Raw genomic sequence first — 26032 nt, 5'->3', positions numbered from 1 at the left:
CAACCGGCTCACGCCGCTGCCTTTTCTTCGGACGCGTTCGCATCGCCCTTGAACGGGAAACCGAACAGACGCAGCAATTCGCGCGCTTCTTCGTCAGTCTTCGCGGTGGTGGTGACAATGATGTCCATTCCACGCACCTTGTCGATCTTGTCATAGCTGATCTCAGGGAACACGATCTGTTCCTTAAGACCCATCGCGTAGTTGCCACGGTACCGTCGAACGACTTGGCGTTCAGCCCGCGAAAGTCGCGGATGCGTGGCATTGCAATGGTGACAAGGCGGTCGAGGAATTCGAACATGCGATCGCGGCGCAAGGTAACCTTGCAACCGATTGGCATGCCTTCGCGCAGTTTGAACTGAGCGATCGACTTCTTCGCCTTGGTGATCACCGGCTTTTGACCAGCAATCAGCGTCATTTCCTCAGCAGCGATCTGGACTTTTTTCTTGTCCTGGCTCGCTTCGCCCACACCCATGTTGAGCGTGATCTTTTCGATCTTGGGCACTTCGAGGCGGTTATTGTAACCGAACTTTTCGGTCATCGCCTTGACGATTTGCTCTTCGTACTTCGCCTTGAGGCGCGGAGCGTAGCTATCAGCCATCGATAGTCTCCCCACTCTTTACAGCAACGCGAACCTTTTTGCCGTCCTTCTCTTCGAAACGGACGCGGGTTGGCTTGCCATCTTTCGGATCAGCCACGGCAACCTTGGAGATGTCCATCGGCGCTTCGAAGCGGTCGATGCCACCTTGCGGGTTGGCCTGGCTCGGCTTGCGGTGACGGGTAGCCACGTTGATGCCTTCGACAACGACTTTGCCATCTTTTGGCAAAACCTTTTGGACAGTGCCGGAGCGGCCCTTATCCTTGCCCGAAAGCACGACTACCTGATCGCCCTTTTTGATCTTTGCAGCACCCATGATCAGAGCACCTCCGGAGCGAGCGAAATGATCTTCATGAAGCCACGGCCGCGAAGTTCGCGAACCACTGGGCCAAAGATACGTGTGCCGATTGGCTCTTCGCTTTTGTTCACAAGAACAGCCGCATTGCTGTCAAAACGGATCACGCTGCCATCGGGACGACGAACGTCCTTCTTGGTGCGGACGATCACAGCACGGTGAACGTCGCCCTTTTTGACCTTAGCACGTGGCTGGGCTTCCTTTACGGAAACCACGATCACGTCGCCAACGGAGGCAAACCGACGCTTCGACCCGCCCAGCACTTTAATGCACTGGACGCGCTTAGCGCCGCTGTTGTCCGCGACGTCGAGATTGGATTGCATCTGGATCATTGATCCGGTTCCTTCTCTTGGCTTGCCAAGTCACCCGATACTGACCGGGGCCTGACAGTTCCTCGTCTAATTACTCTGCGCCGCCCGGGGTCGCTTCAGCGACTTCGAGATCCGCTTCAATCGCCTGCGTTCCGCCCGCCACGACCCGGTCTTTGACAGCCCAAGTCTTCGTCTTGGAGATCGGTTTGGTCTCCTCGATGCGAACGACGTCGCCCATGGCGTACTCATTCTTTTCGTCGTGAGCGTGATACTTCTTCGAACGACGGATGATCTTCCCGTAGAGCGGGTGCTTCACCTTGCGTTCGACCAGCACGGTCACGGTTTTGTCGGTCTTGTCGGAGGTGACGGTCCCGATCAGAATACGTTTCGGCATTGTCTACTCCTCAAGCCTTAGCCGCTGCAGCAGCAGCGCGCTCATTTTGCAGCGTCTTGATCTGGGCAATGCTACGACGCACTACCTTGATCCGCGCTGGCGCTTCGAGTTGGTTGGTCGCAGCCTGGAACCGAAGATTGTACTGCTCGCGCTTGAGCTCGGTGAGCTCAGCCGACAGCTGATCGTCAGTCTTGGTGCGAAGATCTTCGATATTCGCCATTATTTGCCTCCCAGGTGCGAGGTGTCACCCAGACGGGCAACAACCTTGGTCTTGATCGGCAGCTTCATCGCAGCGCGTTCAAAAGCGAGCGCAGCGAGTGGGCCTGGAACACCGTCGAGTTCGAACAGGATGCGGCCCGGCTTTACGCGAGCTGCCCAATATTCGACCGAACCCTTGCCTTTACCCTGACGGACTTCAGCAGGCTTCTTCGACACAGGCACATCGGGGAACACACGGATCCACAGGCGGCCCTGACGGCGCATAGCGCGGGTAATCGCACGACGAGCAGCCTCAATCTGACGTGCTGTCAGACGCTCGGGCTCCAACGCCTTCAGACCGTACGAGCCAAAGTTCAGGGTCGTGCCACCTTTGGCATTACCGTGAATTTTGCCCTTGAAGGCCTTGCGGTACTTGGTTTTTTTAGGTTGCAGCATTTTCTCTACCTATCTGCAATCAGCGAGCCGGACGGACGCCGGAAGTCTGAGCTTCCATCATCAGGCGGTCCTGCGCGGTTGGATCGTGAGCCAGAATCTCGCCTTTGAAGATCCAGCATTTGATGCCGATGATACCGTAAGCGGTGAGCGCTTCGGTTTCGGCATAGTCGATGTTCGCCCGCAGAGTGTGAAGCGGCACGCGACCTTCGCGGTACCATTCAACGCGAGCGATTTCTGCCCCGCCGAGACGACCACCGCAAGTGATCTTGATACCCTCAGCGCCAAGACGCAGCGCCGATTGCACAGCGCGCTTCATAGCGCGGCGGAAAGCGACACGGCGGATCAGCTGATCAGCAACGCCTTGAGCGACGAGCTTGGCGTCAATTTCCGGCTTGCGGATCTCAACGATGTTCAGCTTCACTTCGCTGTCGGTCATCGTGGCGAGCTTGGTGCGCAGCTTTTCAATGTCCGCGCCCTTCTTGCCGATGATGACACCAGGACGAGCCGCATAGATCGAAATTCGGCAAAGCTTTGCCGGACGCTCAATCACCACCTTCGAGATTGCTGCCTGTGGCAGGTTCTTGATGATGTACTTGCGGATCTCGATGTCTTCCGCGAGCAGCGCGGCATAATCACGCCCTTCGGCGTACCAGCGGCTGTCCCAGGTGCGGTTGATCTGAAGACGCAGACCAATCGGATTACTCTTCTGACCCATGGTTTACGCCTCTTCCTGTTCGCGAACGACGATGCGCAGCTTGCTGAATGGCTTCAGAATGCGAGTCGATTTGCCGCGGCCACGCGTGTGGAACCGCTTCATGGTGATCGACTTGCCAACCGAAGCCTCTGCAACGACCAAAGCGTCGACGTCGAGATTGTGGTTGTTTTCCGCATTGGCGATCGCGGATGCGAGCACCTTGCTGGCGTCTTTCGCCATCGCCTTCTTGGAGAAGGAGAGGATGTTCAAAGCCTCTTCGGCTTTCTTCCCGCGAATAAGCTCAGCAACGAGGTTGAGCTTTTGCGCCGACCCGCGAATTTGCGTGCCAACAGCCAAAGCCTCGTTGTCTGCAACGCGGCGGGGTGCTTTTGCCTTACCCATTAGCGCTTACCCTTCTTGTCGGCAGCATGGCCCGGGAAAGTACGCGTAGGAGCGAACTCGCCAAGCTTGTGCCCGACCATTTCCTCGGAAACCGAGACGGGAATGAATTTGTGACCGTTGTAGACGTTGAATGTCAGACCAACGAACTGCGGCAGGATCGTGGAACGACGCGACCAGGTCTTGATCGGCTTGTTGCCACCAGCTTCCTGTGCGTCCTCCGCCTTCTTCAGAAGGCTGAGCTCGACGAACGGACCTTTCCAGACGGAACGTGCCATCGTGTCTTACCTCTTCTTCTTGGCGTGGCGCGAACGGATAATCATCTTGTCCGTCTGCTTGTTCTTGCGAGTGCGGGCACCCTTGGTCGGCTTGCCCCACGGGGTAACCGGGTGACGGCCACCGCTGGTGCGGCCTTCACCACCACCGTGCGGGTGATCGACAGGGTTCTTGGCGACGCCGCGTGTGAGAGGCTTGATGCCCATCCAACGACGACGACCGGCCTTCCCCAAGTTCTGGTTCTGGTTGTCGGGGTTCGACACCGCACCAACCGTGCCCATGCAATCGGCGCGCAGGTAACGCTGCTCGCCCGAGTTCAGGCGAACAATGACCATGCCGCGGTCGCGACCTACCAACTGGACATAAGCGCCAGCTGAGCGAGCGATCTGACCGCCCTTGCCCGGCTTCATCTCGACATTGTGGCAGATCGTGCCAACCGGCATCTGACCCAGAAGCATGGCGTTGCCCGGCTTCGTATCGGTCTTTTCTGCCGCAATGACGGTGTCGCCAACATCAAGACGCTGAGGGCACAGGATATAAGCCTGTTCGCCATCTTCGTGTTTGATCAGCGCGATGAACGCCGTGCGGTTCGGGTCATACTCGATCCGCTCGACGGTCGCAGGAACATCCCACTTGCGCCGCTTGAAATCGATGAAGCGGTACTTTTGCTTGTGACCGCCGCCAATGCCACGCGAAGTGACATGACCTTTGTTGTTCCGGCCACCGGTCTTGCGCTTGCCTTCCGTGAGCGACTTGACCGGCTTGCCCTTCCAGAGGCTGGTCTTGTCGACAAGGATAAGGCCGCGGCGAGCGGGGCTTGTCGGTTTGTAGTTCTTGAGTGCCATGATCCGCCTCAGATACCGCTGGTGATGTCGATCATTTCACCCTCAGCGAGGGTAACGATCGCTTTTTTCACGTCGATGCGCTTGTAGGGTTTGCCCTTCCAGCGCTTGGTTTTGCCCTTGGCCACGATCACGTTCACGCCGGCAACCTTCTTTTCGTAGATTGCTTCGACAGCTTCTTTGATCTGCGGCTTGGTCGCATCCAGAGCCACCTTGAACACCACCGCATTGTTTTCCGACAGAAGCGTCGATTTCTCGGTGATGTGAGGAGCCAAGATCACGTCGTAGTGACGGGCATCAATTTCTTGCTTCTTAGCCATTGAAGCGCGCCTCCAGTTTCGCGACCGCATCCTTAGTGAGGACAAGCGTGTCGTGGTTCAAAATGTCATAGACATTGGCACCGGCTGCAGGGAGGACGTTGACACCTTTGAGGTTGCCAGCAGCTTTCTTGAAGCCGTCATCCACGCTCTCGCCGTCGATCACCAGAACCTTGCCGGTGAACCCAGCTTTGTCGAAGTGACCCTTGAGCACCTGTGTCTTCGCATCCTTCAGGCCGAGGCTGTCGACGATTACGAGACCGTCTTTTGCCTTGGTCGAAAGCGCCATCTTCAGACCCATCGCGCGAACTTTCTTGTTCAGCGACTGGTTGAAGTCACGCTTGCGAGCGCCATGCGCCTTACCACCACCGATGAAGATCGGAGCAGAGCGGGCACCGTGACGAGCGCCGCCCGAACCCTTTTGAGCGCCAAACTTCTTACCGGTGCGGGCTACATCCGAACGCTCACGCGTTGGACGAGCGGTGCCGCGGCGGTTTTCCAGCTGCCAGGTCACGACCCGGTGCAGAATGTCAGCACGAGGGGTTACGCCGAAAACGTCATCGTTCAATTCGATGTCGCCCGAGGCCTTCCCGTCGATTTTCTGGACTTTAACTTTCATGGTCTCAGCCCTCCTTGTTTTCATCGCCAGAAGCATCAGACGCAGGCGCGTCCGCTTCGGCGGCAGGAGTTTCAGCAGGTGCTTCAGCCGGAGCAGCTTCTGCTTCTACCGGTGCTGCAGTTTCTTCAGCAGGAGCTTCCGCTGGTGCGTCAGCCTCTTGCTTTGGAGCGTTGGTGTCGATGATTGCACCGGGGAACGGCAAATCATCAGGCAGTGCAAGCTTCACAGCGTCGCGAACGAGCAGCCAGCCATTCTTCGAACCAGGGACCGAACCCTTGATGAAGAGCAGACCGCGATCCGCATCAGTGCGAACCACTTCGAGGTTCTGCTGCGTACGCTGACGGTCACCCATGTGACCAGCCATCTTCTTGCCCTTGAACACGCGGCCCGGATCCTGACGGTTACCCGTCGAACCGTGCGAACGGTGAGAGATCGAAACACCGTGGGTGGCGCGCAAACCGCCAAAACCCCAACGCTTCATGGCGCCGGCAAAGCCTTTACCCTGAGTGTGACCGGTGATGTCGACCTTTTGGCCGGCCAGGAAGTGATCGGCGCTGATAGTAGCACCGACAGGGACAAGCCCCTCTTCGCTGTCGACCCGGAATTCAGCAACCTGCTTCTTCAGCGCGACTTCCGCTTTCGCGAAGTGCTCACGCTGTGGCTTGGCTACGTTCTTTTGTTTCGCAGTGCCCGCACCCAGCTGAACGGCGAAATAGCCGTCGCGCTCTTGTGTGCGGTGCGAGACAACCTGACAATCTTCAAGAGCGAGAACGGTCACGGGAACGTGACGTCCATCCTCCTGAAACAGGCGGGTCATCCCGACTTTCTTTGCGATCACGCCAGTGCGCATCGTCAAAACTCCTAAACAGAGGCACAAGGGGCCCATCCCCATGTGCTTGCGAACCCGCTCAAAACGAACCGGTCCATTCAACCCAATTTTGATGCGTCGCCCCGTCCGGGCTGAATGCTCGCGCAGCCACATGGCCGGTTGAGCGAGACGGGGGACGCAGACCCGAGCTTGATGCTTCCGAGGAAACGCCCGGCGGTATCCCTATGTCTTGCTGTGCTTTCGCAGCAGCGGAGCCATAAGAGCTCCAAAATTTCCAACCCGCTTTACGCCCTGCTGGATGGGCGGCGGACCAGTTCGCTTAAGCGAGCTTGATCTCTACGTTCACGCCAGCTGCAAGATCGAGCTTCATCAGCGCGTCTACGGTCTGAGCGTTTGGCTGCACAATATCGAGCAGCCGCTTGAACGTGCGCACCTCGAACTGCTCGCGCGACTTCTTGTCGATGTGCGGGCCGCGGTTCACGGTGAATTTCTCGATGCGCGTTGGCATGGGAATGGGGCCACGAATAAGAGCGCCGGTGCGACGTGCTGTCTCTGCGATTTCGCCAGTTGCCTGGTCGAGAACACGGTGATCGAACGCCTTCAGGCGAATGCGGATATTCTGAGCTTCCATTACCTATACCAATGCGAAAGAGCCGGAAGTGAGTTGCCCCACCTCAAAAACAAAAGGCCAGCCCCGTTTCCGTTTCCATCCACGGGCGGCCTTACAAAATTGCGTGTCAGCGAACGAATCCGCTTCCTTGAGCCGCGCGTATACGGCTGCACTCCCGTCCTGACAACCCCTGAAATGCGCCGACCAATGCCAGTCACACAAAAGCTGCGACGAAGCGTGCTTTGCCAAACACTGCTCTCATAAAAAGGACCCGGCTCTCACACTGGAGAACCGGGCCACTTTTCTATCGCTTGCGCCGACTAGGCGCCGTACGGCTTAGGCAGTGATCTTAGCAACAACGCCCGAACCAACGGTGCGGCCGCCTTCGCGGATAGCGAAGCGCAGACCTTCGTCCATAGCGATTGGAGCGATCAGCTTCACGTTGATCGTCACGTTGTCGCCAGGCATAACCATCTCGGTGCCCTCTGGGAGGATCACTTCGCCAGTCACGTCAGTCGTACGGAAGTAGAACTGCGGACGGTAGTTAGCGAAGAATGGCGTGTGACGGCCGCCTTCGTCCTTCGACAGGACGTAGACCTCTGCGCTGAACTCGGTGTGCGGGGTAACAGAACCCGGCTTCGCGAGAACCTGACCACGCTCAACTTCTTCACGGTACCGACGCCGCGGATCAGAGCACCAATGTTGTCGCCAGCTTCGCCCGAGTCGAGCAGCTTGCGGAACATTTCAACGCCGGTGACGGTCGTCTTGGTGGTGTCCTTGATACCGACGATTTCGACTTCGTCGCCAACATTGACCTTACCGGTTTCAACACGTCCGGTAACAACCGTACCACGACCCGAGATCGAGAACACGTCTTCGATCGGCATCAGGAAATCTTGGTCAACCGGACGATCCGGCTGTGGAATGTAGCTGTCGACAGCTTCCATCAGTTCCTTGATCGAGTTTTCGCCGATTTCTGGATCGCGACCTTCAAGAGCGGCGAGAGCCGAACCCTTGACGATTGGAATTTCGTCACCGTCGAAACCGTACTCGCTGAGGAGTTCGCGCACTTCGAGCTCAACCAGCTCGAGGATCTCTTCGTCGTCGACTTGGTCAACCTTGTTCATGTAGACAACAAGCTGTGGAACGCCGACCTGACGAGCAAGCAGGATGTGCTCACGGGTCTGTGGCATTGGGCCGTCAGCTGCGTTCACAACCAGGATAGCGCCGTCCATCTGCGCGGCACCGGTGATCATGTTCTTAACATAGTCAGCGTGACCTGGGCAGTCGACGTGTGCGTAGTGACGTGCGTCGGTTTCATATTCGACGTGTGCGGTCGAAATGGTGATGCCGCGCTCACGCTCTTCCGGAGCTTTGTCGATGTTACCGAAGTCGACAGCCGCACCTTGTACCTTGGTGATTGCAGCAGTCAGCGTGGTTTTACCGTGGTCAACGTGACCAATGGTGCCGATGTTACAATGCGGCTTATTACGCTCAAATTTTTCCTTAGCCATTTTTCAAATAACCTTTGTCTCGAAATGTAATCCGTGCGGGAAAAGCGGCACCCGCTGAATCAGGCGCCGCCCCTACCCTTGCTTGCTGAGTTAAGCAAGCTTCTCTTTGACTTCCTGTGCAACACTTGCCGGCACTTCGTCATAGTGACTGAACTGCATGGTGTATTGCGCACGACCTTGGGTGAAGCTGCGAAGCTCGTTCACGTAGCCAAACATATTGGCAAGCGGGACGAACGCTTCAACCGCTTGCGCGTTTCCACGGCTGTCTGTGCCCTGGATTTGCCCGCGACGTGAGTTCATGTCGCCGATCACGTCACCCAGATAATCTTCCGGAGTGACAACTTCCACCTTCATCACTGGCTCAAGCAGTTTGATGCCCGCGGTTTGCGCCGCTTCGCGCATCGCACCGCGACCGGTGATTTCGAAAGCCACGGTGCTGGAGTCAACATCGTGATACTTACCGTCAATCAGACGGATGGTGAAATCGATGATCGGGAAGCCGATCAGGTGACCGCTTTCAGCCTGCTCGCGCATACCTTTTTCGACTGACGGGATGTATTCGCGCGGAATGTTACCGCCTTTGATCTCGTCTTCGAAGATGATGCCCTGGCCGCGCTCACCCGGAGTGACGACAACCTTGGCTTCACCGAACTGACCCGAACCACCAGACTGCTTCTTGTGCGTGTAGGTGATTTCGACTTCGCGGTCGAGAGCTTCGCGGTATGCCACTTGCGGCGCTCCGACGTTCGCTTCGACCTTGAATTCGCGCTTCATACGATCGACGAGGATGTCGAGGTGAAGCTCGCCCATGCCTTTGATGATCGTCTGACCGCTTTCGTGGTCGGTGCTGACGCGGAAAGATGGATCCTCAGCTGCAAGACGGTTGAGCGCAACGCCCATCTTCTCTTGGTCAGCTTTGGTCTTCGGTTCCACCGAAAGCTCGATCACGGGATCGGGAAATTCCATGCGCTCGAGGATAATCGGAGCCGATGGCGCGCAAAGCGTATCACCAGTCGTCGTTTCCTTAAGGCCTGCAATCGCAACGATGTCGCCGGCAAACGCCTCTTCGATGTCCTCACGATTGTTGGAGTGCATCAGCAGCATGCGGTCGATCTTTTCCTTCTTATCCTTGACCGAGTTCAGAACCGAACCCTTCTCAAGTTTACCCGAATAAATGCGGGTGAAGGTCAGCGAGCCCACGAACGGATCGTTCATGATCTTGAACGCCAGCGCTGAAAACGGCGCATTGTCGTCTGATGGACGAGTGTCCTCCTCGTCACTGTCAGGTTTCACGCCCTTAATCGCAGCAACGTCAAGCGGCGACGGCATGTAATCGACTACGGCGTCGAGCAGAGGCTGAACGCCCTTGTTCTTAAACGCCGAACCGCACAGAACTGGAACGAAGCTCTGATTCAGTGTGCCTTTGCGGATCAGACCTTTCAGAGTGATGGCATCCGGCTCGTTCCCCTCGAGGTATGCTTCCATCGCATCATCATCTTGCTCAACGGCAAGCTCGATCAGCTTCTCTCGATATTCAGCTGCTTCATCAGCCATGTCGTCAGGGATTGGACCGAAAGCATATTCCGCGCCCAGGTCCTCATTCTTCCATGTGATCGCGCGCTGGTTCACTAGGTCGACAAGACCAACGAGGTTCGCTTCTGCGCCGATCGGCAAATAAAGAACAGCAGGTGTCGCCCCCAAGCGATCAATAATCGACTGCACGCAATACTTAAAATCTGCGCCCGTGCGATCTAGCTTGTTGATGAAACACATACGTGGGACAGAATACTTGTCAGCCTGGCGCCATACCGTTTCCGACTGAGGCTCAACGCCCGCAACGCCGTCAAAGCAGGCCACCGCGCCATCCAGCACACGCAGCGAACGCTCAACTTCAATCGTGAAGTCAACGTGCCCTGGCGTATCGATGATATTGATCCGGTGCTTCGGCGAGTTCTCGCGCAGAGCCTTCGGGTCGGACATCGGGTCCATCGAGCTGTCTTCCGGGTTCCAGAAACAGGTCGTCGCAGCCGAGGTAATCGTGATCCCGCGCTCTTGCTCCTGCTCCATCCAGTCCATCGTCGCCGCGCCATCGTGCACTTCGCCGATCTTGTAGGACTTGCCGGTGTAGTAGAGAATACGCTCGGTCGTAGTCGTCTTACCAGCATCGATGTGAGCCATGATGCCGATATTGCGGTACCGCTCTAGCGGATATTCGCGTGCCATAATCGTATCTTTCGTAAGAGGGGAGAGTTACCAGCGGTAATGCGAGAACGCACGGTTCGCATCGGCCATCCGGTGCGTATCTTCGCGCTTCTTCACCGCATTGCCGCGATTGTTAGCCGCATCCATCAGCTCGCCCGAAAGACGCGCCGACATCGTGGTTTCAGGACGACCACGCGCCGCCGAAATCATCCAGCGGATCGCGAGAGCCTGCGCACGCTCGGGGCGAACCTCGACCGGCACCTGGTACGTAGCACCACCCACACGGCGAGAGCGAACCTCGACCTGCGGCTTGATGTTGTTGAGCGCCTCGTGGAACAGCTGGACCGGATCGGTCTTGGCCTTGGCTTCCACGGTATCAAGCGCTGAATAAACAATGCCTTCTGCAACGGACTTCTTACCGTCCAGCATCAGGTTGTTCATGAACTTCGACAAAACCTGATCACCAAACTTGGGATCCGGCAAGATTACCCGCTTCTCGGGTCTACGACGACGTGACATCTTTGTTTAACTCCTTCGGAGTGCACCCCGACATCCGTCGGGGCTTGGCTGTTCCGGCCCGTCTCCCGCTCCCAACCACCCGATAACCTATCGGGGATCATATCGGGTGGTTGGGAGCGGGAGATGGGCTGGCACAGAGGTCGGCACGTATGTGACGACCGCACGCACAAAAAACTCTCACCCCACCACCAGCACAAGGCCGATGGCGAGCACTAAAACCTTACTTCGACCGCTTGGCGCCGTATTTCGAACGCGACTGCTTGCGGTCCTTCACACCCTGCGTATCGAGCACGCCGCGAAGGACGTGGTAACGAACGCCGGGAAGGTCGCGAACACGGCTCGCCGCGGATGAGCACAACAGAGTGCTCCTGCAGGTTGTGGCCCTCGCCCGGAATGTAGCTGATGACTTCGCGCTGGTTCGTCAGGCGCACCTTGGCAACCTTACGCAGAGCGGAGTTCGGCTTCTTCGGCGTCGTGGTGTAGACGCGGGTGCAGACGCCGCGCTTCTGCGGGTTCTGCTCCATCGCAGGGACCTTACTCTTGGCCTTCTGCGGAACGCGGCCCTTGCGGACCAGCTGGTTAATCGTTGGCATAAATACCCTTCGTGTGTTTGGCGGTCAGGTTACCAAGATGAAGGGAAGCAGATCGTGCAGACCGTGCCGAGCGCCGCGTCAGTCGCGGGCCGATGGTCTGTCACGAGCCTGAAACGCTCCACCCGGGGCCAAAAGCGCCGGATTACTTTGCCGGATGTGTCTTTAAGCCGACATTCCCGAGGTGGCGGAAATCCAGCTTAAACAAATAACGCAACCGCCAATGTTCAGCTCAAATTCGGACATGGACTCGCGTGGAGGACTGCCCAGATGGCGGCGCATCTAGGGGGAAACTGTGGAGGGGTCAAGGGTTGTCACTCAAAACGTCTTTCGCCACGCGAATTGCCAACTTGCGATTGGTGTTCGCGCCCAGATCAAGCCAGTGAATAGTGTTGTAGTATCGATATCCTTCAATGCTCAGGTAAGCCTCGAGCAGCTCCGAAAGTCTGCTCTGAGTCAGCTCCACCACAGCCCTAGCTGCGAATGTGACGCGATATTCGTCATTTTCCATATTGAGTTCGCCTAAGAGCTCTTCGTTGGTGAGAGACTTAAACGCCGCTTTGGTTAGTCCTTTGACTATTCCAATGCGTACAGGAAATGAAGAAACACTATGCAGCAAGTCTTTCGGCTGATGGCCACCGATATCAACTAAGCATCTCGCTTTTGCGGCGACTTGTTTCTCGAAATCCGTTGAGAGCAGCATCGATATCGAAGTATAGCCGAAGTCCATATCGGCAACTCTTCCGATATCCGACCAATCACCGTGCTTTGATAAAAATTCAAGAACCTCATAACTTCCTTTCGCGGTTCCTTCATCTAACGCCGACCTTATCATATCGAGATCACTTTTTTCACCAAATTTGGCAAGTGACGCAAACGCAGTCGAGGTCATTAGATCTCTTGAAGTTGCCCCAATGCTATATATTGTTTCGCGACCCTCTTCATTCATAGACGCTAGAGACTCGTCAGCGTTTATTGCCTCTCGATAAAAGGCAGAGTGACGATCTTCGATTCTTGCGCGAAGCTCACTTCTTAATCGCGACCCGTACTTATCATAAAGGACAGACAATTCACGGTGGCAACGTGGCCCTGCGGCAAGGACTGCATCGGCTAGTTCTTTGAATCCCTGCTTCCTAAGCTTGGCGTCACGGTACCTGTCCAAATATTTTTCATTGTTGCCAGACGCACCGAGAAGTCCTCTACTGGACTTTTGGACTAGCAACCCTTTTAGCTCTTTCTCATCAAGCGGACGCCCAATGGCATCAAGAGCATCTGCTGCGATCAGGCGAACCGTATAGTTGCCATCGGTCGCCCAAACCATTGCTTCTTCAAATGATACTTCTCCTCGATCCAAGAGGAGTCTTAAGGCTAGCTCTCTTACCTTTTCAGCACGACAATCCATGGCGCCCTTAGCGGTCGAGGTTTCCAATTCGTCGGGGCGACCAAAAATCTGAGCAATCGTCTTCTTCGTTATCTTCTCAGCTCCAGTTTCAGCGATCAGTTTGAGCGCTTCATTCGGTTTGCCATCCCCTGCAGTCAGAGAGACCCTTACAGCATGTATTGCTCGCGCCCTCGCATCACTCGCTTGCCCTGCAGCTTCTTCAAGCAACGCGAGGTCACCTTTGTGTTGCATTCTGTCTATGTAGTTTAATGCGGCCTGGAAAACTGGCTCCTTGGTCCCATCAGAGAGCCACTCCCGAAAAATGATCTCGTAGAAGTTCTGGTCCCACTCTGATCTAATGTTGAAGCTCCCTTTTGCAAGCAATTCTAAAGCATTACGTTTCTCGATGTCGTCCCCGTAACTAGTAAGACCAGCAACCCGACGAAGAGTGTTGGTCTTGCCACCTTCCGCGGTGAGCCAATACCAAAGAGGAACGTTTTGATGCCTGTAAGCTGCGACACCCGTGTCAATCAGTGCCAGCAACTCTTGATGCGAAAATTTGGTAGCCTCACGTGATCGAAAAACCAGATTGGCATCGTGGTTGCCCAGATGAAGCTCGTCGTTTCCGCTCCGTCCGATTGAAGATGCTATCAGCCTAAAGCGGGCGATTTCAGTGGAGGAGGTGGCGTCCCAATCTGCGCTACGTTGGCTCAAGTTCGAGACGAATTCTAGTGCTTCTTGGTCGATCAACCGAGGAGCACTGTGATCGCTCGATGGCTCTTGTGGGACCTTCTCATCTTGAGTGCGTAGTTCAGCGCGGCTTTGCAATAGTTCCGTCTCTCGCCAACCTATCTCAATGATTTTCGCCCGGATGATCGATTTGAAAGCTTCTATGTCGCTAAAGTCTTGAAAAAGGAACTGCTTCTCATCGATACACTGTTGCCGGAACGCTAACACCTTCTGAATATCGGGTCCGGGCTGCATACCAGCGGGAATATCCACTGACTTGAAGTACATTGCCATGTCATTCATCCTGCCTTCGCTCAGATGTGACAAAGCCCGCAGGTATTCTTCTTCAAAACCAGAGCTAGGACCATCTTGATCGAGCGAAGGGGGCGTCCCCCAACGATCCCAAATCAATCCCAAAAAATACTCGCATCGATCAAGATCTTGATTGATCTTGCTTTGAGGGCGCTGAAATCCAGGAAGTGTATCCTCCCAACCTACAAGCCTAATCTGACAGCCCCAATGGTCTGAGTGCGCCTGATTAATCTCCCGAACAATATCACGGGCAGCCTCTCGTTCTGTCTCGAGGCCTCCTGGCGAAGCAATAAAAATGCGTACGACTTTGATGCTTTCAGTCATTTATCGCCTCAGATATAGTATTCCGCGAAAATTGCCCTAACAGCTTTGAGGACTCGCGATTAGCCTGGGCCTTGGTTTCTCCACAAACGGCAATAAATTGGAGGAAGATTTTCCTACTCTCCGACTTTCTGCTTAATCCCTTGGTCCTTTCCGCCACGGTTCAAAGGACCTTAGATGAAATCCACCAAGCACCTCCCCACCCCGAGGCCCGCTGCCGAGCGCAAGGTCTTTGGCACCAGCGCGCCTCCGGGCGATCGCGACGCCCTTCGCATCGAGCAGGACTGGCACGCCCGCGTCGCCCTCGGCCTGATCCCCACCAATCCCGGCACCACCAGCGCCCAACTCGCCCGCCACGTGCGCAATGAGCTGATGGTTTTGGGAAGGGTGAGGTGAGAGGTAGAGAGCGAAGCGCTTCGATGGACCGAGTTTTTTGTTTTGGGCTGGCGCTACGCGCCGTCTCCGCCTTCGGCGCCACCCCTCCGGGCGCGCTGCGCGCTTGCGGTCGCTGGCGCGACCGTGCTCTGCGACCAAGCCAGAAACCATTTTCCTACTCGTCATTGCGAGCGTAGCGACGCAATCCAGTCCCGAAGCTCTCTGGATTGCCGCGTCGCCTGCGGCTCCTCGCAATGACGGACAGCTGAGGGCACTTCGCGACCAAGCCAGTGACGTAGTGCCAAGGCGCTCGGTGCTTGTCAGATGGCTTGGAATGGTTCGGACCCGTCAGGGTCCGCAAGGGGCTTGCCCCCGCCCGCAGCGGCGCGGACTTGTCCGCAAGCCGCGAGGACACCGCACGCCGGATGGCGTGCGAAAAACAAAAACACACCGCCGCTCAGCCAATAGGTTTCCGCTATGTCCTCCAACCTAACCAATAAACGCGCGATCCCCCGCCAAGCCACTTCCGCCGTCGCCATCGAAGGTTCGCCGCCCGACGCGTCCGACCCTTTGCTCGATTTCACCCCCGTCCTACACAAGCAGCCCCGTCGCAATTCGATCACCCCTGATCTGCAGCGCGCCTTCATCGCTCATCTTGCGGCCACCGGCATCGTCACGGCGGCGGCGCGGCATATCGGCAAGTCTGTCGAGGCGATCTACAAGCTGCGCGCGCGGCCCGGGGCGGAGAGCTTTCGCGCGGCGTGGGATGCGGCGATTGATCGCGGGGTGTCGCGGTTGGAGGCGACCGCGCTCACCCGGGCGATTGCGGGGGAGGAGCGGATGGTCGTCTCTGCGGGCAAGGTGCTGGGCTATGAGGTGCGCCATAACGAGGCGCTGGTGATGTTCTTCCTGCGCGGGCGGTTGCCGCATCGTTACGGGGCGCAGGCGGGGGTGGATGTGGAGGCTCTGCGCGAGGAGATGCGGGCCGAGCTGCGTGAGGAGCTGGAGGCGGAGGCGCTTGCGGCGTCGCGCTCGCCTGAGCGCAAGCGGGCGGTGGAGGAGTGGCTGCTCGGCTTCAAACAGCGCTGGCGCGCAGAGTGGGAGGCGGAAAGAAGAGGAGCAGGCTGACTGGCTGGGAATGGTCCGGCGCGAAGCGCCGCAAGGCCCTTGTGGCCGCCCGCAGCGATGCGACCTTTAGGTCGCGTGAGCGAGGACATCGCACGCCGGATGGCGTGCGAAACTCAAACAACCCAAATTTTCTAAGAAAATTTGGTGCCCCTGGCCCGACTCGAACGGGCACTCCGTTAGGAACTCGATTTTGAGTCGAGCGCGTCTACCAATTCCACCACAGGGGCACCCTGCGTAGGCGGCGCGTGTTAGCGCCGGTCCCAGCCTACTTCAAGCTATTTGCGAGCAGCTTGTGCAGCTTTGAATGCAGACCATTGTTCGCGGCGAGCACTTGGCGTGAATGGATCGGCTCCGAGCGCCCGCGAAAATCGCTGACAAAGCCGCCCGCTTCGCGGATCAACAGGCAGCCCGCCGCCGTGTCCCAATCGTTAAGGCCGCTTTCCCAGAAGCCATCAAAGCGACCTTGCGCCACATACGCCATGTCGAGCGAGGCAGCGCCGAACCGGCGAATACCCGCCACTTCCGGACCGATCGCGCCGTAAATACGGCTCCATTCGGCAAAGTCGCCATGCCCCTGAAACGGAATGCCGGTCGCGATCAGCGCGTCCGACAGGCTCCGCCGCGCCGACACGCGCAGCCGCGCATCCTGCCGCCATGCGCCGCGCGTTTTCTCGGCCCAATAGGTCGCATCCTCAATCGGCTGATAGATCACCGCCGCGGTGACGTCGCCCCAGCCTTTGCCATCCAAACGCGGCTCCTGCACCGCAATAGAAACCGCGAAATGCGGGATGCCGTGGAGGAAATTGCTCGTCCCGTCGAGCGGATCGATGATCCAGCGCGGCATGCCTTCATCGCCTTCGATGATCCCCGCCTCTTCCAGCACAAAGCCCCAACCGGGCCGCGCTTTGAGCAGCTCATCATAAAGGATACGCTCGGCGCGCATATCGGCTTTCGAGACGAAATCGGCAGGGCCCTTGCGGCTCACCTGCAAATGCTCGACCTCACCAAAGTCGCGCCGCAAACGTCCACCGGCTTTGCGCGCGGCGCGCTCCATCACGCGCACCAGGCCTGAAAACATACTCATAAAATCACTCCTAGGAGGAGGGGATTGGCATCAGCCTGGAGCGAAAATCTTGCGGTGCGAGAACCGGAGCGGAGCCTATGTTTAAATAGGTGAGCACCGGAAGCGCAGCAACGTGGGATTTGCAGCCCGGGGTGGAGCCAATGCACCCTCCTAGCCCGCTTTACCGACATAGGATTGCTCGTACACATCGACGATGATCCGCGTGCCGCTCTCGATATGCGGCGGGACCATGATCCGCACGCCATTGTCGAGCACAGCCGGTTTATAGCTGGAAGAGGCCGTCTGCCCCTTCACCACCGCGTCGGCCTCGACAATTTCTGCCTCGATCTGCTGCGGCAGCTGGACCGAAATCGGCTTCTCTTCCCACAGCTCCAGCTGAACCTGCATCCCGTCCTGCAAGAACGGACGCGCATCGCCCAACAAATCGGACGGCAGCATGATCTGCTCATAATTCACCTGATCCATGAAAACGAGCATGTCGCCATCTTCGTAGAGGAACTGATAGTCGGAGGTGTCCAACCGCACCTTTTCGACGCTGTCGGCGCTGCGGAAACGCACATTGGTTTTGCGCCCGTCCTGCAGGTTCTTCATCTCGACCTGCATATACGCCCCGCCCTTGCCCGGCTGCGTGTGCTGAATCTTGGCAACCTTCCAGATGCCGTTTTCATATTCGATGATGTTACCCGGACGGATATCGACGCCGCTGATTTTCATGGGAAGTTCGTGCCTTCGATTGGGAAATGATTTGGCTCGGAGTGCGCGGTGCACATCCGGCATGTGGCTGCGCGCATAGCGGAGCCTTCATGCAAGGTAAAGCAGCGCAAATATATGCGCCGCAGCCATGCATAAATTAAGGTTAAGCCGCTGGCGGTCAGGCGCGCGCGCTGGTAAAGCCGGAGGCGCTATGAAAACGCGCTACATCCTTGGCTTGACGGCATTTGCCGCTGCACTGGCTGCGACCGGTCCGCAAGTGCGCGGACAGAACGCGGGCACTAGCAGCGGTGGAGGAATGCTCTCCACCATGCCGCAAGGCAATTACCAATGCGTGTTGCCAGGGGATGCTGGCGGTTCAGCCTACACTGAAATCCCCGATGGTGAATTCCGGCTGGGCGCAGCCTCGAGCTATGTCGGGCCAAACGGCAGCGGCGTGTATCTGCTGAAGGGCAGTATTCTGACCTTCACGCGCGGACCGCGCAAAGGGGAGCGCTATCGCCGCATCGGCACGAACCAGATGGTCAAGCTGGATGCGAATGGCAAACGCACGAAAGTCTTGTGTACCCGGCTAGGCGCGCAGAGGTTCAGCGAGGATTGAGGTCAGCAAATGTGCGGAGGCCGCGGCCCCCGCACTTGCTCAATCAGAACCCGAAGCCAACGCCCACGCGTCCGCTGACATCGCCGTCACCTGTGTTGCCGCCCACGCTGGCGGACAGATAGACACCCTCTGAAACAGCCCCGGTTATTGACCCGGCAAAGCCTTGTTCACCGTTATAGGTCGCAGCATTCACCCATACCGAGAAGTTCTTACCGGGGATGATCGGTGCGTTCCCCATCGCCATGGCTGCGGCGATGCCGCCGGAGAGGCCTTCATCGAGGTCTTCGAGGCGGAAGTTGAGCGCATCCACCCGTCCGCTCAGAGCATCAAATTGAGCGTCCGACACCATTGCGACGGAATTCAAAGCCACGCGCACATTGTCGACCGAGGCAGCGGTAGCAACCGTTTGACGACCGAGTGTGCCATTGCCGTCGACTGTTACCACGTCAACCGGACCGACTTGCGCGGCGGTGCTGGCGTCGATGTCGCCAACCCTAACCGAGCTTCCGGTTCCGCCGAGCGTCACCTGATTGTCGGCATTTGTCGCCGCGTTTGCACCAATTGCGGTGGCATTCGCATTCGCCGCTGCAGCGCGGAATCCAACTGCAGTCGAACCGGCGCCAGTCGCAACCGCCGTGTCCCCAACTGCCGTCGCGTTTGCTCCAGCCTCGGTATCAAAGCCGACTGCCGTTCCTCGGCCGCCGCTCGCCAAGGCACGCTGACCAATCGCTGTGGCGCGGCCCGCAGTGGCAAACGCTGTGTCACCGACTGCCGTCGCACTGGTCGCGAGCGCGCGCGATCCGCGGCCAAAGGCTGCGCTGCGCAGCCCGCCAGCGCGCGTATCCGTGCCGATAGCGGTCGCTTCCTCTCGCAGCGCCTCCGCATCCGCGCCGAACGCAATGCTGTTGCTCGCCCGCGCATCCGTATCTGTGCCAATCGCGATCGCATTAAAACCGCCAGCTTGCGGACCGAGGCCACTTTCGTCGCCCTCATTGCCGATCGCAATCGCGCCAAATCCAGTGGCCCTGCTTTGGCTTCCCAGAGCAAGTGTTTGCTGAGCCGAAGCAATTGCTCCGGCTCCTATAGCGGTGGCTTGAAAGCTATCAGCCGCTGCAGCGGTGCCGATCGCGATTGAGTCAATGCCTGTCGCCTGCACGCCGATACGGTCATCGTTGCCAGTATTACCATTAGTTGGATCGGGAACAGTGCCCCCAATGGCAATGGCGCCGTTGGCAACTGCATTGGCCTCTCGACCAAAAGCAATGGACTCTTCGCCACCTGCGAAGGCTGCGTCTCCGATAGCGGTCGAGGACTGCCCTTCTGCGGTGCTGAAGTTCCCAATGGCCAAAGCTGAGTCTGAATTTGCTCTTGCATTCGATCCAAGCGCGGCTGCATTCTGTGCCGTCGCCTGCGTGGATGCGCCAATAGCAATCGATCCGCCTCCATTGGCTGTCGTGGGTGTTCTCGCCGTCGATGCGGAACTCCCTCCCGGACCAGACGCACCAATATTCGAAGGGACGCCACCAATCGCAATATTGCCGCCGATTGAGCCAGTTCCCAATGTGGTCGCGAAGCCACCTAACGCGACATCAGCATTGTTCTGCGCCACGCTTTCTACGCCCAAAGCAACAGAATTGTCCCCAATTGCCTCACTCGCCGCACCAGCAGCGGTAGAAAAGAAACCGCTCGCTACTGCGGAGGATCCTACTGCAGTTGTGCTGGAGCCGATCGCGACAGATTGGTTGCCAAGTGCTGTTGATGCAAAGCCAGTTGCAGAAGCATCGTTACCGAAAGCAGAAGCTGCCGGGGCTGATGCGGTAGTCTCTACCCCAACTGCGGTCGAAAAGTCTCGTGTGGCCTGCGCCCCGGCGCCCACAGCAGTACTTCCATCTCCGGTCGCTGCTGCGTTTCGACCACAGGCCAGACTGTCATCAACTCCGCCACTATTGGCACCTGCTCGGCCATTGGGCGTGTCATTGTCATTTACTGATACGATGCAGTCCTCTGCGGCGACGGGTGTGGGCTGCAATGCGAGCGCGGCAATAGTGGCCGTGGCTGCTGCAGTCGAAAGTAGAGTAAGCTTTTTCATGTCGAAGGTGTCCCCTCATTGGTGTTTCACAATGCAGGGATGGTGCTAACGCCGGGAAAAGCCCCCAGATGAAGAGTGCCCGATCAGTGAGTGAGCGCATCCGGCCCAAAGGGTCGATTAAGGCAAAACACGCCCACTCACTGGCAGGGACACCATTCCTGCGGGGACCCTAGCTAAAGGCCTAGCGTGTTAGAGAGCGTGTTAAGAACCGTGTCAGACCGTGTTAAAACGCCCCCAAAAGCGTGTCAATTTGCGAAAAAGTGCGTTTTTTGAGCGGAATTGTCTGATCTGCGAAAATTTGCAGGACTAGTTCCAGATGTGCGCACTGCCCGAGTCGCGACTTCAAACAATCCTTAGCGCATCGCCTTCATAAACGCCTCAATCGCCGCGACTTCATCGCCGTTCCACACCGCGCCTGAGACCGCGAGGAAGTCCGCGCCCGCCTCGGCTAGCGGCGCGCAGTTGCCGGGCGTGATCCCGCCAATCGCGACGCAGGGGATTTCGAACAGTTTGGACCAGAATTCTATGAGCTCTGGCGTAGGGCGCTCGGCATCGCCCTTATCCTTCGTGGTGCTATCGAAGAAAGCACCGAAGGCGACATAATCCGCGCCCGCCTCGCCCGCTTCCATAGCGAGATGTTTCGACGCGTGGCAGGTGACGCCGATCTGCGCCTCCCGACCAAGCTCTTCGCGCGCTTCCCTCACATCGCCGTCGCCCTGCCCCAGATGCACACCGTCAGCCTTGAGGCGCTTTGCCAATGGCACACTGTCATTGACGATAAAGGCGACCTCGTGCGCGGCGCAGATCTCCTGCAAGGGCGCAGCGAGCCGCGCCGCCTCATGCTGCTCAAGGCCTTTGACGCGAAACTGAAATGCGCTGACCAGCCCCTTGCCCGCCGCAAGCGCGCGCTCGAGCCGCTGCGGGAATTCACCGCCCACATCAAGCGGAGAGATCAGGTAAAGGTCGGTTGTGTGCTGTTCGGTCATGCTCGCGCCATAGTCAGCTTGGTGCAGCGAGCCAATCCCTGATTGGCCGGCTCAGCCGACGCTGGCGGTGCAGATCTTGTCAATCGCTTTGCCGAGCGTCTCGTCAAACTCGGCATCGCTTTGTGCAGCGCGCAGATCCTGCAGCAGCCCGCGGCTAAAGCTCGCAATCATACCCGGGTTTTGCGCCAGACGCTCGCACGCATCGTCGGTCGAAAACCCGCCAGACAGCGCTACAACGCGCAGTACGTTGGGGTGCGCGATGGCAGGCGCATAAAGTCCCGGCTTCACGGGAATAGACAGCTTGAGCATGACCTTGCGGCCAGTTGGCAGCGCGTCGAGACCCTTCATAATCTCGGCCAGCAATATCTCTTCGCCCTCTCCCCGGTCAGCGGCGGTGATATCATATTCCGGCTCAAGTATCGGCACGAGGCCCGCATCCGCGATCTGGTTGCCGACCTCGAATTGCTGCGCGACAATCGCGGCGATTCCGGTCGGGCTAGCCGACTTGATCACCGAGCGCATTTTGGTGCCGAACATGCCGTTCGCAACCGACTTTTCGAGCAGCGCGGGAAGCTTGTCGAGCGGCTTCATCATCTGCACGCCGTCCTCTTCATCGGCGAGACCTTGATCGACTTTGATAAAGGGGACAATGCCGCGCGATTTGAGCGCATCAGCGGTTGAGACACCTTCGACCTGGCTGTCCATCGTCCGTTCAAACAGGATCGCGCCGATGACCTTGCCGCTGGCAAAGCTGGGCGCGGTAATCACGCGGGTGCGCATTTCGTGAATCTTGGCGAACATCTCATGCTCGCCAGACCACGCATCTTCGGAAATTCCATAGCCTTTCAAGGCCTTCGGCGTTGAACCTCCCGACTGATCGAGTGCTGCAATAAAGCCGTCGCCAGTGCTAATCTTGGCGGCCATTTCGTCGAAAGTCATCGGAGATCCCTTGCGTTTTTACCCAGCGCATAGGTATGCGCGTGTCACTGATTTCGCCTTAGCCAGCGGATAGCGCTCTAGCAACCATGGCTGCTCAGCGCTTCCCCAACCGCCGGATGATCCCGGTAAAGCTGAGCGCAGGCTTTCCGTCTGCAGTTACAAGGCCGCGCACGAAGATTGTCTTGCCGCCGCCACGCGTAACTTCGCCGCGCGCTTCGACAAGTGCGCCCTCTTCAACTGCGCCAAGGAAGTCCCCGGACAGGTTCATCGTCACCGCGTTGTCGCCATTCAGCTCGTCTGTCGCGATGCCGAAAAGCGCGAAGTCGGCAAAGGTCAGCAAGCATCCGCCATGCATGAAGCCCGCTCCGTTCATGTGGCGCGCCTCGGCGCGAAAGGCGCTCAAATAGCTGCCATCGTCCTGACGCAGCATGTAGAACGGGCCGGATTGGGTCTCGAACGCGTCGTGATTCCAGTGGTACCACCCGGCAAACTCGCCTTCGGTGCACTCGATCGCGCCGCCATAGCCGTATTCGGTTTCACTCATTTGACGGTCAATTCCACAATTGCAGTTTCTTGAGCGCTCCGGGGAGAGCCTCATCACCATCGGTGCGTGACAGGCTGCGTTCTGCGAGTTTCCAGCCGCGGGCGACCTTTCCGCGACGCCACAGATCAGTGAGCCAGAACTGCCCTTCCCAATCGCGTCCGCCGATCCGCATTTCGAGATCGACCCCGTACCGCGAACCATGCACAAGGGCCATGCTTGCGCACGATCACTTCGCGGAAACGATAGGCCGAACAGGATAGCCGTCCTTCAGCTGCTTCGAGAAAGCTTGGCCGATCGAGCAATTGGGAGCGCTCAGCCCCAACGATCATCATGAAATCGCGGCGCAGCAGCCCGCGCAGATCATTGTTATCGCGCCGCATCCAGGCGCGCATAAAGCGGTGCTCGAGCGTTTCGATTGTCGCAGCAATGTCTGCCATATCAGGCGCTCAGTGCCGCAACGCCGGGCAGCTCTTTGCCTTCCATCCATTCGAGGAACGCGCCGCCAGCGGTCGAGATGTAGGTCACGTCACCCGTCACGCCTGCTTGCGCGAGCGCGGCGACCGTATCGCCGCCGCCGGCGACCGAAATCAGCGAGCCTTCCTGGGTCAGCGCCGCGACATGGCGTGCCAGCGCCATTGTGGCGGTGTCGAACGGCTCGGTCTCAAATGCGCCGAGCGGCCCGTTCCACACAAGCGTGCGGCACGTCTTGAGCACATCGGCCAGCGCCTCGGTCGCGTTCGGGCCGATATCGAGGATCATTTCGTCCTCGGCAACCTCATGGACATTGCAGATGCGCATACTTGGCGGGTTGGCGGCGAATTCCTTGGCCACCACGACGTCATAGGGCAGATGCACCGTGCAACCGGCATGCTCCGCCTCGTCCATGATTTTCGAGGCTGTCTCTGTAAGATCATGTTCGCAAAGGCTTTTGCCGACATTCACACCGCGCGCAGCCAGGAAGGTATTGGCCATCCCGCCGCCAATGATGAGATGCTGCACTCTGCCAACGAGGTGTTCCAGCACGGCAAGCTTGGTCGACACTTTGGCGCCGCCAACCACTGCCGCCAGAGGCGTTTCAGGATTCCCGAGCGCGCTGTCGAGTGCGGACAGCTCGCGTTCCATCGCGCGGCCTGCATAGGATGGCAGGTGATGAGCGAGCCCCTCTGTCGTTGCATGCGCGCGGTGCGCAGCCGAGAAAGCGTCGTTCACGTAGAAGTCGCCATGTGCAGCAATGCCTTGCGCGAAGTTTGGATCATTACCCTCTTCACCCGGCCAGAAGCGGACATTGTCTAGCAGGCCAATATCACCGGGGCGCAAGATGCCGATCGACTGTTCGACCACCGGCCCCATCAGTTCAGGAATGAACATGATCTCACGGTCGAGCACTTCCTCGACGTCGCCCTGCACCATGCTGGTCGACAGGACCGAGGAACGCTTGCCGCCCGGACGCCCGAAATGCGCGAGCAAAAGCACTTTCGCGCCCTTGTCCGCCAGCTCGAGTATGGTCGGTTTGACCGCTTCGACCCGCGTCACATCGCTCGCCGAGCCGCCATTCATCGGCAAGTTCAAGTCAACGCGAACGAGCGCGACTTTGCCGGTGAGGTCTTCGGGAAGATCGTCAAGAGTTTTGAAATCTGGCATTGGACAACTTCTCCGGCCAATCTAGGCCAAGTCGAGTAAAAGGGGGATTGCAGCGAGTATGGCTACCGTTGTTGTAACATAGCCGAGTGGCTTCGAACGCGACCATCCACTCGTCCCGATCGCGGCAAGCAACGAAAACGTCCCAATCGCAAAGCTAAAGGCCATTCCCAATTGCACGGGTGCATTGGCGCTTTCGATGACGATCTGCGGCGCCTTTGGATGGTTTTTCGCGATGACCCCGACGCTCATATAGGCGGTCATAATGAATGCCGCGGCTGCAACAGCCGACAATCCGATACTCCAACGCACCACGAGCGAAGGCTTGGCAAGTGTCAGCAATGTCACAAAGAACGTGGCCGAAACCCCGCCTAGAAACGCACCCAGAAAGCCAAATTGCCGCGCCAAGTCAGCCAGGTATTCAGGATGCAATTCCAACACGCTCAAATCTCAACACCTGATCGTCAAAGGAATTTCGCCATTACGCCGGCGGTGTCGATCATCCGGTTGGAGAATCCCCATTCGTTGTCATACCATGAAACGACGCGGGCTAGCTTGCCTTCCATCACGCTGGTTTCAAGGCTGTCGACCGTTGAGCTCGCGGGGTGGTGGTTGAAGTCGCTGCTGACCAGCGGATCGCTGGTGTAGTCGAGAACGCCCTTCATCGGACCGTCGGCGGCGGCTTTCAGCGCAGCGTTCAATTCCTCAGCCGTAGTGTCGCGGCCCGGTGTGAACACCAGATCAACCAGCGATACATTAGGGGTTGGGACGCGAACGGAAGAGCCGTCCAGCTTGCCCGCCAGTTCCGGCAGCACCAGCCCAACAGCGCGCGCTGCGCCGGTGGTGGTCGGGATCATATTCTGCGCGCCGCCGCGCGCACGGCGCATGTCGCTGTGCATCTGGTCCAGCATGCGCTGATCATTGGTGTAGGAGTGGATCGTGGTCATGAAACCGCGCTCGATACCCACAAGGTCATTCAGCACTTTCGCCACGGGCGAGAGGCAGTTGGTGGTGCAGCTGGCGTTAGAGACGATCACGTCATCCGCCGTGAGGGTGTCGTGGTTCACGCCGTACACGATGGTGGCTGACACTTCCTTTGCCGGGGCCGAAATCAGCACCCGCTTGGCGCCTGCATCAAGGTGCGGCTTCGCAGCGTCGTGGCTTTGGAAGAAGCCGGTGCATTCCAGCACGATGTCTACGCCCTGTTGGCCGTGCGGCAGATCGCCGGGATTGCGCTCGGACGTGACGGCAATCGACTTGCCATTCACAACGATCGCGCCATCGGCGACCTCGACCGTGCCGGGGAAGCGCCCATGCGTGCTGTCATATTGAAACAGCAGCGCGTTGGACTTGGTATCCGCCAGATCGTTGATCGAAACGAGGTCCAGATCGTGATCGCCGCGCTCCAGAATTGCGCGTGCGACAAGACGGCCAATCCGGCCAAATCCGTTGATTGCTACTTTGATCGCCATGA

Annotated in this window: 29 protein-coding genes, 1 tRNA gene and 3 pseudogenes; 3 read left to right on the top strand and 30 right to left on the bottom strand. The window is 58.0% G+C overall.

Features of this window, described 5'->3' with window-relative positions; translation table 11 throughout:
• Positions 1-8 precede the first annotated feature (8 nt).
• From rplE to ACZ1GU_RS06525, 19 genes and pseudogenes are all read right to left on the bottom strand, one after another.
• A pseudogene (rplE, locus tag ACZ1GU_RS06615) lies at positions 9-598 on the bottom strand (50S ribosomal protein L5).
• Positions 591-911 (bottom strand): 50S ribosomal protein L24, encoded by a 321-nt coding sequence (rplX, locus tag ACZ1GU_RS06610; protein ID WP_472647257.1) that lies wholly within the window; start codon positions 909-911, stop codon positions 591-593. Before rplX ends, rplE begins: the two are co-directional and overlap by 8 nt.
• A gap of 2 nt (positions 912-913) precedes the next feature.
• On the bottom strand, positions 914-1282 hold the full coding sequence (gene rplN, locus ACZ1GU_RS06605; RefSeq protein ID WP_010411138.1) for a 50S ribosomal protein L14: 369 nt from the start codon (positions 1280-1282) through the stop codon (positions 914-916).
• Positions 1283-1352: 70 nt separating this feature from the next.
• A complete protein-coding gene (gene rpsQ / locus ACZ1GU_RS06600) occupies positions 1353-1655 on the bottom strand; it encodes a 30S ribosomal protein S17 (protein ID WP_472647256.1) in 303 nt (100 codons plus the stop codon).
• A 10-nt stretch (positions 1656-1665) separates the two neighbouring features.
• Positions 1666-1875, bottom strand: a complete 210-nt coding sequence (rpmC, locus tag ACZ1GU_RS06595) for a 50S ribosomal protein L29 (RefSeq protein ID WP_472647255.1) — start codon at positions 1873-1875, stop codon at positions 1666-1668.
• A complete protein-coding gene (gene rplP, locus ACZ1GU_RS06590; protein WP_472647254.1) occupies positions 1875-2309 on the bottom strand; it encodes a 50S ribosomal protein L16 in 435 nt (144 codons plus the stop codon). Before rplP ends, rpmC begins: the two co-directional genes overlap by 1 nt.
• 19 nt (positions 2310-2328) lie before the next feature.
• Positions 2329-3024, bottom strand: coding sequence for a 30S ribosomal protein S3 (gene rpsC, locus ACZ1GU_RS06585; protein ID WP_472647253.1), 696 nt, complete (start codon positions 3022-3024; stop codon positions 2329-2331).
• Positions 3025-3027: 3 nt separating this feature from the next.
• Positions 3028-3405, bottom strand: coding sequence for a 50S ribosomal protein L22 (rplV, locus tag ACZ1GU_RS06580; RefSeq protein WP_472647252.1), 378 nt, complete (start codon positions 3403-3405; stop codon positions 3028-3030).
• Positions 3405-3680: a 30S ribosomal protein S19 gene (gene rpsS, locus ACZ1GU_RS06575; RefSeq protein WP_472647251.1), complete on the bottom strand. Its 276-nt coding sequence runs from the start codon at positions 3678-3680 to the stop codon at positions 3405-3407. The genes rplV and rpsS overlap by 1 nt, the downstream gene beginning before the upstream one ends.
• A gap of 6 nt (positions 3681-3686) precedes the next feature.
• The gene (gene rplB, locus ACZ1GU_RS06570; RefSeq protein ID WP_472647250.1) at positions 3687-4523 is read right to left on the bottom strand and encodes a 50S ribosomal protein L2; all 837 of its coding nucleotides are present in this window, start codon (positions 4521-4523) and stop codon (positions 3687-3689) included.
• 8 nt (positions 4524-4531) lie between these two features.
• Positions 4532-4840, bottom strand: coding sequence for a 50S ribosomal protein L23 (locus ACZ1GU_RS06565; protein WP_472647249.1), 309 nt, complete (start codon positions 4838-4840; stop codon positions 4532-4534).
• Positions 4833-5456, bottom strand: a complete 624-nt coding sequence (gene rplD / locus ACZ1GU_RS06560; RefSeq protein ID WP_472647248.1) for a 50S ribosomal protein L4 — start codon at positions 5454-5456, stop codon at positions 4833-4835. The genes ACZ1GU_RS06565 and rplD overlap by 8 nt, the downstream gene beginning before the upstream one ends.
• A gap of 4 nt (positions 5457-5460) precedes the next feature.
• On the bottom strand, positions 5461-6306 hold the full coding sequence (gene rplC, locus ACZ1GU_RS06555) for a 50S ribosomal protein L3 (protein WP_472647247.1): 846 nt from the start codon (positions 6304-6306) through the stop codon (positions 5461-5463).
• Between the two features lie 298 nt (positions 6307-6604).
• On the bottom strand, positions 6605-6916 hold the full coding sequence (gene rpsJ, locus ACZ1GU_RS06550) for a 30S ribosomal protein S10 (RefSeq protein ID WP_086436159.1): 312 nt from the start codon (positions 6914-6916) through the stop codon (positions 6605-6607).
• A 315-nt stretch (positions 6917-7231) separates the two neighbouring features.
• Positions 7232-8409: pseudogene (gene tuf / locus ACZ1GU_RS06545) on the bottom strand (elongation factor Tu).
• Between the two features lie 90 nt (positions 8410-8499).
• Positions 8500-10632, bottom strand: a complete 2133-nt coding sequence (gene fusA / locus ACZ1GU_RS06540; RefSeq protein WP_472647246.1) for an elongation factor G — start codon at positions 10630-10632, stop codon at positions 8500-8502.
• 27 nt (positions 10633-10659) lie between these two features.
• Positions 10660-11130: a 30S ribosomal protein S7 gene (rpsG, locus tag ACZ1GU_RS06535; protein WP_472647245.1), complete on the bottom strand. Its 471-nt coding sequence runs from the start codon at positions 11128-11130 to the stop codon at positions 10660-10662.
• A 220-nt stretch (positions 11131-11350) separates the two neighbouring features.
• Positions 11351-11723: pseudogene (rpsL, locus tag ACZ1GU_RS06530) on the bottom strand (30S ribosomal protein S12).
• A gap of 301 nt (positions 11724-12024) precedes the next feature.
• Complete coding sequence (locus tag ACZ1GU_RS06525) at positions 12025-14466, bottom strand: DUF4062 domain-containing protein (RefSeq protein ID WP_472647244.1); 2442 nt, start codon at positions 14464-14466, stop codon at positions 12025-12027.
• Positions 14467-14640: 174 nt separating this feature from the next.
• Between ACZ1GU_RS06525 and ACZ1GU_RS06520 the strand changes: the two genes are divergently transcribed.
• Positions 14641-14859, top strand: a complete 219-nt coding sequence (locus ACZ1GU_RS06520) for a hypothetical protein (protein ID WP_472647243.1) — start codon at positions 14641-14643, stop codon at positions 14857-14859.
• Between the two features lie 456 nt (positions 14860-15315).
• Positions 15316-15966, top strand: coding sequence for a hypothetical protein (locus tag ACZ1GU_RS06515; protein WP_472647242.1), 651 nt, complete (start codon positions 15316-15318; stop codon positions 15964-15966).
• Positions 15967-16108: 142 nt separating this feature from the next.
• On the opposite strand, the gene ACZ1GU_RS06510 is transcribed toward ACZ1GU_RS06515, so the two are convergent.
• The 3 genes from ACZ1GU_RS06510 to efp form a co-directional block, all read right to left on the bottom strand.
• A tRNA-Leu gene (locus ACZ1GU_RS06510) sits at positions 16109-16193 on the bottom strand.
• A 38-nt stretch (positions 16194-16231) separates the two neighbouring features.
• Positions 16232-17050: an inositol monophosphatase family protein gene (locus tag ACZ1GU_RS06505; RefSeq protein ID WP_472647241.1), complete on the bottom strand. Its 819-nt coding sequence runs from the start codon at positions 17048-17050 to the stop codon at positions 16232-16234.
• Positions 17051-17200: 150 nt separating this feature from the next.
• Complete coding sequence (gene efp / locus ACZ1GU_RS06500; protein WP_472647240.1) at positions 17201-17764, bottom strand: elongation factor P; 564 nt, start codon at positions 17762-17764, stop codon at positions 17201-17203.
• Positions 17765-17954: 190 nt separating this feature from the next.
• Here efp and ACZ1GU_RS06495 point away from each other — a divergent pair, with 190 nt between their 5' ends.
• Positions 17955-18362, top strand: coding sequence for an elongation factor P (locus tag ACZ1GU_RS06495; RefSeq protein WP_472647239.1), 408 nt, complete (start codon positions 17955-17957; stop codon positions 18360-18362).
• A 43-nt stretch (positions 18363-18405) separates the two neighbouring features.
• On the opposite strand, the gene ACZ1GU_RS06490 is transcribed toward ACZ1GU_RS06495, so the two are convergent.
• The 8 genes from ACZ1GU_RS06490 to gap form a co-directional block, all read right to left on the bottom strand.
• A complete protein-coding gene (locus ACZ1GU_RS06490) occupies positions 18406-20451 on the bottom strand; it encodes a hypothetical protein (protein ID WP_472647238.1) in 2046 nt (681 codons plus the stop codon).
• A 353-nt stretch (positions 20452-20804) separates the two neighbouring features.
• The gene (gene thiE / locus ACZ1GU_RS06485) at positions 20805-21437 is read right to left on the bottom strand and encodes a thiamine phosphate synthase (RefSeq protein WP_472647237.1); all 633 of its coding nucleotides are present in this window, start codon (positions 21435-21437) and stop codon (positions 20805-20807) included.
• 51 nt (positions 21438-21488) lie between these two features.
• On the bottom strand, positions 21489-22376 hold the full coding sequence (locus ACZ1GU_RS06480; RefSeq protein WP_472647236.1) for a fructose bisphosphate aldolase: 888 nt from the start codon (positions 22374-22376) through the stop codon (positions 21489-21491).
• Between the two features lie 94 nt (positions 22377-22470).
• On the bottom strand, positions 22471-22920 hold the full coding sequence (locus tag ACZ1GU_RS06475; protein WP_472647235.1) for a PaaI family thioesterase: 450 nt from the start codon (positions 22918-22920) through the stop codon (positions 22471-22473).
• A gap of 125 nt (positions 22921-23045) precedes the next feature.
• Positions 23046-23357 carry a DUF4440 domain-containing protein gene (locus tag ACZ1GU_RS06470; RefSeq protein WP_472647234.1) on the bottom strand — a complete coding sequence of 104 codons (312 nt, stop codon included), beginning with the start codon at positions 23355-23357 and terminating at the stop codon, positions 23046-23048.
• Position 23358: 1 nt separating this feature from the next.
• Positions 23359-24561: a phosphoglycerate kinase gene (locus ACZ1GU_RS06465; RefSeq protein WP_472647233.1), complete on the bottom strand. Its 1203-nt coding sequence runs from the start codon at positions 24559-24561 to the stop codon at positions 23359-23361.
• A gap of 21 nt (positions 24562-24582) precedes the next feature.
• On the bottom strand, positions 24583-24990 hold the full coding sequence (locus ACZ1GU_RS06460; RefSeq protein ID WP_472647232.1) for a hypothetical protein: 408 nt from the start codon (positions 24988-24990) through the stop codon (positions 24583-24585).
• A 32-nt stretch (positions 24991-25022) separates the two neighbouring features.
• Complete coding sequence (gene gap, locus ACZ1GU_RS06455; protein WP_472647231.1) at positions 25023-26030, bottom strand: type I glyceraldehyde-3-phosphate dehydrogenase; 1008 nt, start codon at positions 26028-26030, stop codon at positions 25023-25025.
• Positions 26031-26032 lie beyond the last annotated feature (2 nt).

Source organism: Erythrobacter sp. HA7-11 (assembly GCF_055693605.1).
This window is presented reverse-complemented; position numbering and strand designations above follow the sequence as displayed.